This is a genomic window from Nostocoides sp. (assembly GCF_035343835.1).
Taxonomy (GTDB): domain Bacteria; phylum Actinomycetota; class Actinomycetes; order Actinomycetales; family Dermatophilaceae; genus Nostocoides_A; species Nostocoides_A vanveenii.
Window position 1 is genome coordinate 3,029 of the sequence record NZ_DAOQZV010000093.1, and the last position, 5,791, is coordinate 8,819.

A 5,791-nucleotide genomic window follows, 5' to 3' on the forward strand; every position below is an offset into this window, starting at 1 on the left:
GACCCTGAACCGGCCTTTCGACGACCCTGAACCGGCCTTTCGACGGGGGTCAGGGGAGGCGGCGGTCGGCGAGGACCGGGAACTCCTGCCGGTAGGCCGCCATGTCGGCGAGATCGACGTCGACCGACAGCACCTCCTGGCCCGCCCCGGCTTCGGCGAGCACCTCACCGCGCGCCGAGACCACCTGCGAGCGACCGCCCATCTCATAGCCCGCGTGCGTGCCCGCCGTATTGCAGGCGATCAGCACGCACTGGTTCTCGATCGCCCGCGCACGACCAAGCAACGACCAGTGCCCGATGCGCGCGGCCGGCCACGCCGCTGGCACCAGGAAGACCTCAGCCCCGGCCGACACCTGGCGCCGGTAGAGCTCGGGGAAGCGCAGGTCGTAGCACGTCGACAACATCGCCGTCGCGCCCTGGGAATGCAGCCCGACGCGCGCCAGCGGCTCGGTCCCGGCTTCCATCAGTTTCGGCTCCCCCGAGCCGAAACCGAAGCGGTGCACCTTGCGATAGATGGCCACCGGATCGCCCGCCGGGGACAGCACGACGGAGGTGTTCGAAAGTGAATGCCCTTCGGGCCCAGGAGCTTTCAGCCGCTCCACCAACGACCCCATGTGCAAGAGCACGCCGGCATCGCGCGCCGCGCGAGCCATCGCCGCCACGATCGACGGATTGCCGTCCTCCCCCACGGACTCCAGATCCAGCGCCTCGGCGAGCCCGTCCCAGCGGCGGTAGTCGAAGCCGGTCATCGGCCACAGCTCGGGCAGGATCACCAAATCGTGCCCCCGCTGCGCGCGCACCAGGTCGCCCGCGCGTGCGACGCGTTCGGCCATCGGCTCGTGATCGTCATACGCCAGTTGGATGACGGCGACCTTCATCGGCCGGCCCCCTTTCGGTCGCGCTCGGCGAGCGAGGCGAGATAGGCGTTGTATGCCGTGAGTTCGGCGTCGTGGTCACGGTCCGCCTGCCGATCGAGCCGGACGGTCTCGCGGCGATCCTGCCGCAGCCATTGAATCGTGACCATGATCGCCAGCGCCAGGGTGGGCGCCTCGCCGATCCCCCAGGCGATCGCTCCACCGCGCTGCTGATCCGGGATCGGGTCGGGCAGCCAGCCCAGGCCCAAGTTGGAGTAGAAGTCCGGCGCGAGCAGGGTGGTGCTTCCGGTGATGATCACGCCGAGGAAGGCGTGGAAGCTGATCGTCGCGAAGAGCACCACCAGCAGGATCAGCGGCGACCACCTCTTGGGGCCGGGATCGGTGCCGACCAGCACCCAGGCGAACAGATAGCCCGAGAGCAGGAAATGCACGGTCATCAGCACGTGCCCGGTGTGCGTGGCGAGCGCGTAGGTGAAGAGCGGCGTGAAATAGAAGGTCGCCAGGCTGAAGAAGAAGATCACCGCGGCGACCACGGGGTTGGCGACGACCTGCAGATAGCGCGAATGCACCAGCGCGAGGACGAACTCCCGCGGACCCATCGTCTTGTCGGGCCGGGCCGGCAGAGCCCGCAGCGCCAGCGTGATGGGCGCCGCCGGCACGAGGAACAGCGGCACCAGCATCGCGATGGTCATGTGCATGATCATGTGCCAGGAGAACATGATCCGGCCGTAGACCCCGGGCGCTCCGCACATCGCATACACGAAGATCAGCCACCCGATCACCCAGATCAGCGTCTGCCAGGCCGGCCAGCGCACGCCCCGCGCCCGCAGCCGCAGCGCCCAGCGGACATAGATCCCGATGGCGAGGGCCGCGATCGCGACCCATAACCAGTCCGTATGCCAGACGCTCACCCACGCGTCCGCGGGCGGTGGCCCGGGGTCGGGGTAACCGGTCAGGCGATAGACCGAGGTCGGGTCCGGCGAGAGTTTGCCGAGGGCCGGGGGCGGGCTGGCCGCGAGCGCGACGGCCGTGCCGAGGGCGACCCCCATCAGCACCAACTCACCGAGCACCAGCCGCACAAAAGCGGTTCGGTCATCGGCATCCGTGTCCAGCCGGGCGATCAGCCGGCGCCGGTGCCACCAGCCGGCGACGCCGAGCAGCACCAGCGCGCTCGCCTTGACGATGAGCATCGCGCCATATGCCGTGGCCAGGTCCCCGATCGCAGAGAGGTTGAACCACGCGGCGAGCAGGCCGCTGAGGGCGATCGCGGCATACGACCAGCCGGCGAGGGTGGAGAAGCGAGCGGTGGTGACCGCGAGATGGGGCGCCAGCGACCGGCTCATGATCGCCAGGGCGAGCAGGCCACCGACCCAGCTGGTCACGGCGATCAGGTGCACGGCGAGCGCATTGATCGAGCTCATGTGGTCGCGGCTGACGGCCGAGTGCCCCGCCAGAGCTTGTGGCATGAGCGCCAGCCAGCCGAGCACGGTCACCCACGCCAGCCCCTGGGTCCCACGCGCGCTCCCGGTCAACACGATGATCGCTCCGACAACGATCAGCGACAGGATCGACATCCGGGTCGGGGCCAGTTCGAAGGCGAGCCCGAAGAATTGCGACCAGTAACGCGGCTGGGCTGGCGTCAGGCCGGAGATCTCGGCGAAGTCGCCGAGGAGGGCGATGACCAGGCCGGCCAGCCACAGGCCGGCACTCATCCCGGCCAGCCGGGTGGCCGTGGCCCGCCGGTGCGTGCGGGTGGTTTCCGGTGCGAGGAAGGCGCCGAGGATGGCGAGGCCGATCGTCGCGCAGGCGCCTAGATCGCGTAGGACGCGCCCGATCGGCACGCTCCACCGGGCGATCGGTCCCGGGTCGCCGATCGCATAGGCCGCGACCGCCCCGCCCAGCGCCGCGAAGATCGCCACGGCGAGCAGCGCGGGCAGGCCGAGCACCAATCCCGGGCGCCGGTCGACGGCGCCGCGTTCCGATGTCACGAGACCAGACTAAGTACGCTGTACCGATGCCCATCCACCCGCCCGCCCCAGCCGACCTGCCGGGGCTTTTTGCCGCGTGGCGAGCGAGCATCGCGGCCCTGGTAGATCTGGGCCGGGCGTGCTCGGACGCCGACTTCGCCCGCCCGACTGCCTGCCCCGGGTGGAGCGTCCAGGATCAACTCGCCCACGTGGCGAGCGTCGAGTCCCTGCTCATGGGGGCCGAACCACTGTCGGCCGACGTGCCCGACTACCCGCACATCCGGCACGAGATGGGCGCCTTCATGGAAGAGGGCGTCGAGGCCCGGCGCGGGTGGGCGGGTGCCGCGGTCGTGGACGAGTTGGATGCCGTTCTCGCCCAGGGCGAGAGCACGTATGCCGCCCCCGGCCGCACGCTCGACGCCCCCGTTGCCTCCCCGCTGGGTGAGATGACGGTCGGCGACCTGCTCACGCTGCGGATCATGGACGCCTGGGTGCACGAGCAGGATGTTCGCGCCGCCCTAGAGCGGCCCGGGGGGTGGGATACCGGCGCCGCCGCGGTCTTCGTCGAGGGCGCTTTCGCCCGCCTGCCACGACTGCTTGGCCCCGTGCTGCGGCCCGGCGAGGCCGTGCTGTTCGCGGTCACCGGCCCGGTGGCGGGCGCCACCGGCGTTGGTTTGCTGGCCCTGTCGGACGAGCCGGGCGAGGTCGCCCTGGCCCAGTTGGACGACCCGGGCCAGTGGGCGGGCGAGGTCGCCCTGGTGCCGCTGAGCACCGAGACCTTCACCCGGCGCGCGGCCGGCCGCATCCCGGCAACTGCCGCCCGTGGCTCTGGTAGCGGCGCTGGTCCCGGGACTGACGGCGGCGTTGGTGACGGCACCCGCAGCAACGCTGGCGATGACCGCACTGTCAGCGCGGGCCATGGCGAGACGCCTGACGGCGCGAGCGACAGCCTGGCTCAGCGGGCCCTGGAGGCGCTGGCCTTCGTCCCGTGACCCGCGCCCGCGGGCGGTGAGTTGCGCTCGGGGGTGGGGACACGGCATACGGCCGGTGAGAGGTCATGAGCAGGGATTTTGCGAATCTGTCGCCCGCCTATCCCGGGCGCGCGCCCTGGGGGACGGCGTCCTCGCTGCGGGCCTGGCAGGCCGCGGCGCTGGAGCAGTACCTCACCGACGGGCCGCGGGACTTCCTCGCCGTCGCGACCCCGGGAGCCGGCAAGACGACCTTCGCGCTGCGCGTCGCGCGGGAACTGCTCGACGCGCGGATCATCACCAAAATCACCGTCGTCACCCCGACCGAGCACTTGAAGGTCCAGTGGGCCGACGCCGCGCACCGGGCGGGCATCGCGCTCGACCCCGGCCTGGGCGGATCGCGTCGCGGCCGCTCGCGCGAGTTCGCCGGGACCGCCGTGACGTATGCCGGCGTAGCCGCGCGCCATTTTCACTACCGGGCGGTGACCGAGAACTCCAACATGCTGGTGATCCTCGACGAGATCCACCACGCCGGCGACGCGCGGACGTGGGGAGAGGCGGTCGCTGAGTGCTTCGCGCCCGCGCGGCGGCGGCTGGCCCTGACCGGGACGCCGTTTCGGTCCGACGACAACCCCATTCCTTTTGTGCGGTATGAGGAGTTGGCGGACGGGTCGCGGCGATCGGCGGCGGACTACACCTACGGGTATGCCGAGGCGTTGCGCGATCACGTCGTGCGGCCGGTGCTGTTCATGGCCTATGGCGGGCCGATGCGGTGGCGGACGAAGGCGGGCGATGAGCTGGAGGCGCAGCTCGCCGAGCCGATGACCAAGGACCTCACCGCGCACGCCTGGCGAACGGCGCTTGACCCCAAGGGCGAATGGATCCAGGCGGTGCTGCGGGCGGCCGATGTGCGGCTGACCGAGACCCGGCGGCACGTGCCGGATGCGGGCGGTCTGGTGATCGCGACCGATCAGGCGCAGGCACGGGCATACGCCCGGGTGCTCGCGGAGGTCAGCGGCGAGAAGCCGACGGTGGTGCTCTCGGACGACACCGGGTCCTCGCGCAAGATCGAGGAGTTCGCCGAGTCCGAGTCGCGGTGGCTGGTGGCCGTGCGGATGGTGTCGGAGGGCGTCGACGTGCCGAGGCTCGCGGTCGGCGTCTATGCGACGGCGACGTCGACGCCCTTGTTCTTCGCGCAGGCAATCGGGCGCTTCGTGCGGGCCCGGCGACGAGGCGAGGTGGCGACCGTATTCGTGCCGACCGTGGCGCCCTTGCTGGCGAATGCCGCTGCGCTGGAACGCGAACGCGATCACGTGATCGGTGCGCGCGCGGGCGAGAAGATCTCGGAGGAGGAGCTGCTTGCGCGGGCCAACCGGGAGGACTCGGCGGCGGACGACCTGCTCGGCGAATGGGAGGCGCTGGACTCGCAGGCGCACTTCGACCATGTGCTGTTCGATGCGCACCAGTTCGGGCTGCAGGCGGCCGCTGGGACTCAGGACGAGTTGGACTATCTCGGGTTGCCCGGGCTGCTAGAGCCGGATCAGGTGCGCGAGGTGCTCCACGACCGGCAGCGCCGGCACGCCGCGCGCCAGTCGCGCCGGGAGCGGCGCGAGAAGGTGACGCCCGAGGTGTCGCTGCACCGGGCCCTGGAGGCCCAGCGCAAGTTGCTGAACTCGCTGGTCAGCCAGCTCGCGCACACGCGCGGGGTGCCCCACTCGCACGTGCACGCCGAGTTGCGCCGCAAGACCGGTGGCCCCCCGCTCTCGCGGGCAACGACCGAGCAGGTCGAGGCCCGGATCGTCCTGATCCGGCGTTGGCACGCCGATTCGCGCGCCTGACCCCCGGACCTAACCTCTGCTAGCAGGGTTTAGGGCACGTCCAGCAGGGTAGACCCTGCTCGACGTCACCCAACCTGTGCTGAGTCGCCGTATGCCGCGGGGCTTGGGCGCGCTCCACGTCAACACCGACAACCATCAACGGAG

4 protein-coding genes are annotated in these 5,791 nt (G+C 71.0%); 2 read left to right on the top strand and 2 right to left on the bottom strand.

Going from position 1 to position 5,791, the window contains the following annotated elements; translation table 11 throughout:
- Positions 1-49: 49 nt before the first annotated feature.
- Both PKH97_RS08405 and PKH97_RS08410 read right to left on the bottom strand, forming a co-directional pair.
- Positions 50-877, bottom strand: a complete 828-nt coding sequence (locus PKH97_RS08405; protein ID WP_324386958.1) for a nitrilase-related carbon-nitrogen hydrolase — start codon at positions 875-877, stop codon at positions 50-52.
- Positions 874-2,862 carry a cytochrome c oxidase assembly protein gene (locus PKH97_RS08410; protein WP_324386959.1) on the bottom strand — a complete coding sequence of 663 codons (1,989 nt, stop codon included), beginning with the start codon at positions 2,860-2,862 and terminating at the stop codon, positions 874-876. Before PKH97_RS08410 ends, PKH97_RS08405 begins: the two co-directional genes overlap by 4 nt.
- 26 nt (positions 2,863-2,888) lie before the next feature.
- On the opposite strand from PKH97_RS08410, the gene PKH97_RS08415 reads away from it, so the two are divergent.
- Together PKH97_RS08415 and PKH97_RS08420 are read left to right on the top strand one after the other, a co-directional pair.
- Positions 2,889-3,833 (top strand): maleylpyruvate isomerase family mycothiol-dependent enzyme, encoded by a 945-nt coding sequence (locus PKH97_RS08415; protein ID WP_324386960.1) that lies wholly within the window; start codon positions 2,889-2,891, stop codon positions 3,831-3,833.
- Between the two features lie 65 nt (positions 3,834-3,898).
- Entirely contained in the window at positions 3,899-5,647 is a 1,749-nt protein-coding gene (locus PKH97_RS08420) for a DEAD/DEAH box helicase (protein ID WP_324386961.1), read from the top strand.
- Positions 5,648-5,791 lie beyond the last annotated feature (144 nt).

Coding starts and splice junctions, on each gene's coding strand:
- PKH97_RS08420 (WP_324386961.1), top strand. CDS start 3,899: ATGAGCAGGGATTTTGCGAATCTGTCGCCCGCCTATCCCGGGCGCGCG.
- PKH97_RS08405 (WP_324386958.1), bottom strand. CDS start 877: ATGAAGGTCGCCGTCATCCAACTGGCGTATGACGATCACGAGCCGATG.
- PKH97_RS08415 (WP_324386960.1), top strand. CDS start 2,889: ATGCCCATCCACCCGCCCGCCCCAGCCGACCTGCCGGGGCTTTTTGCC.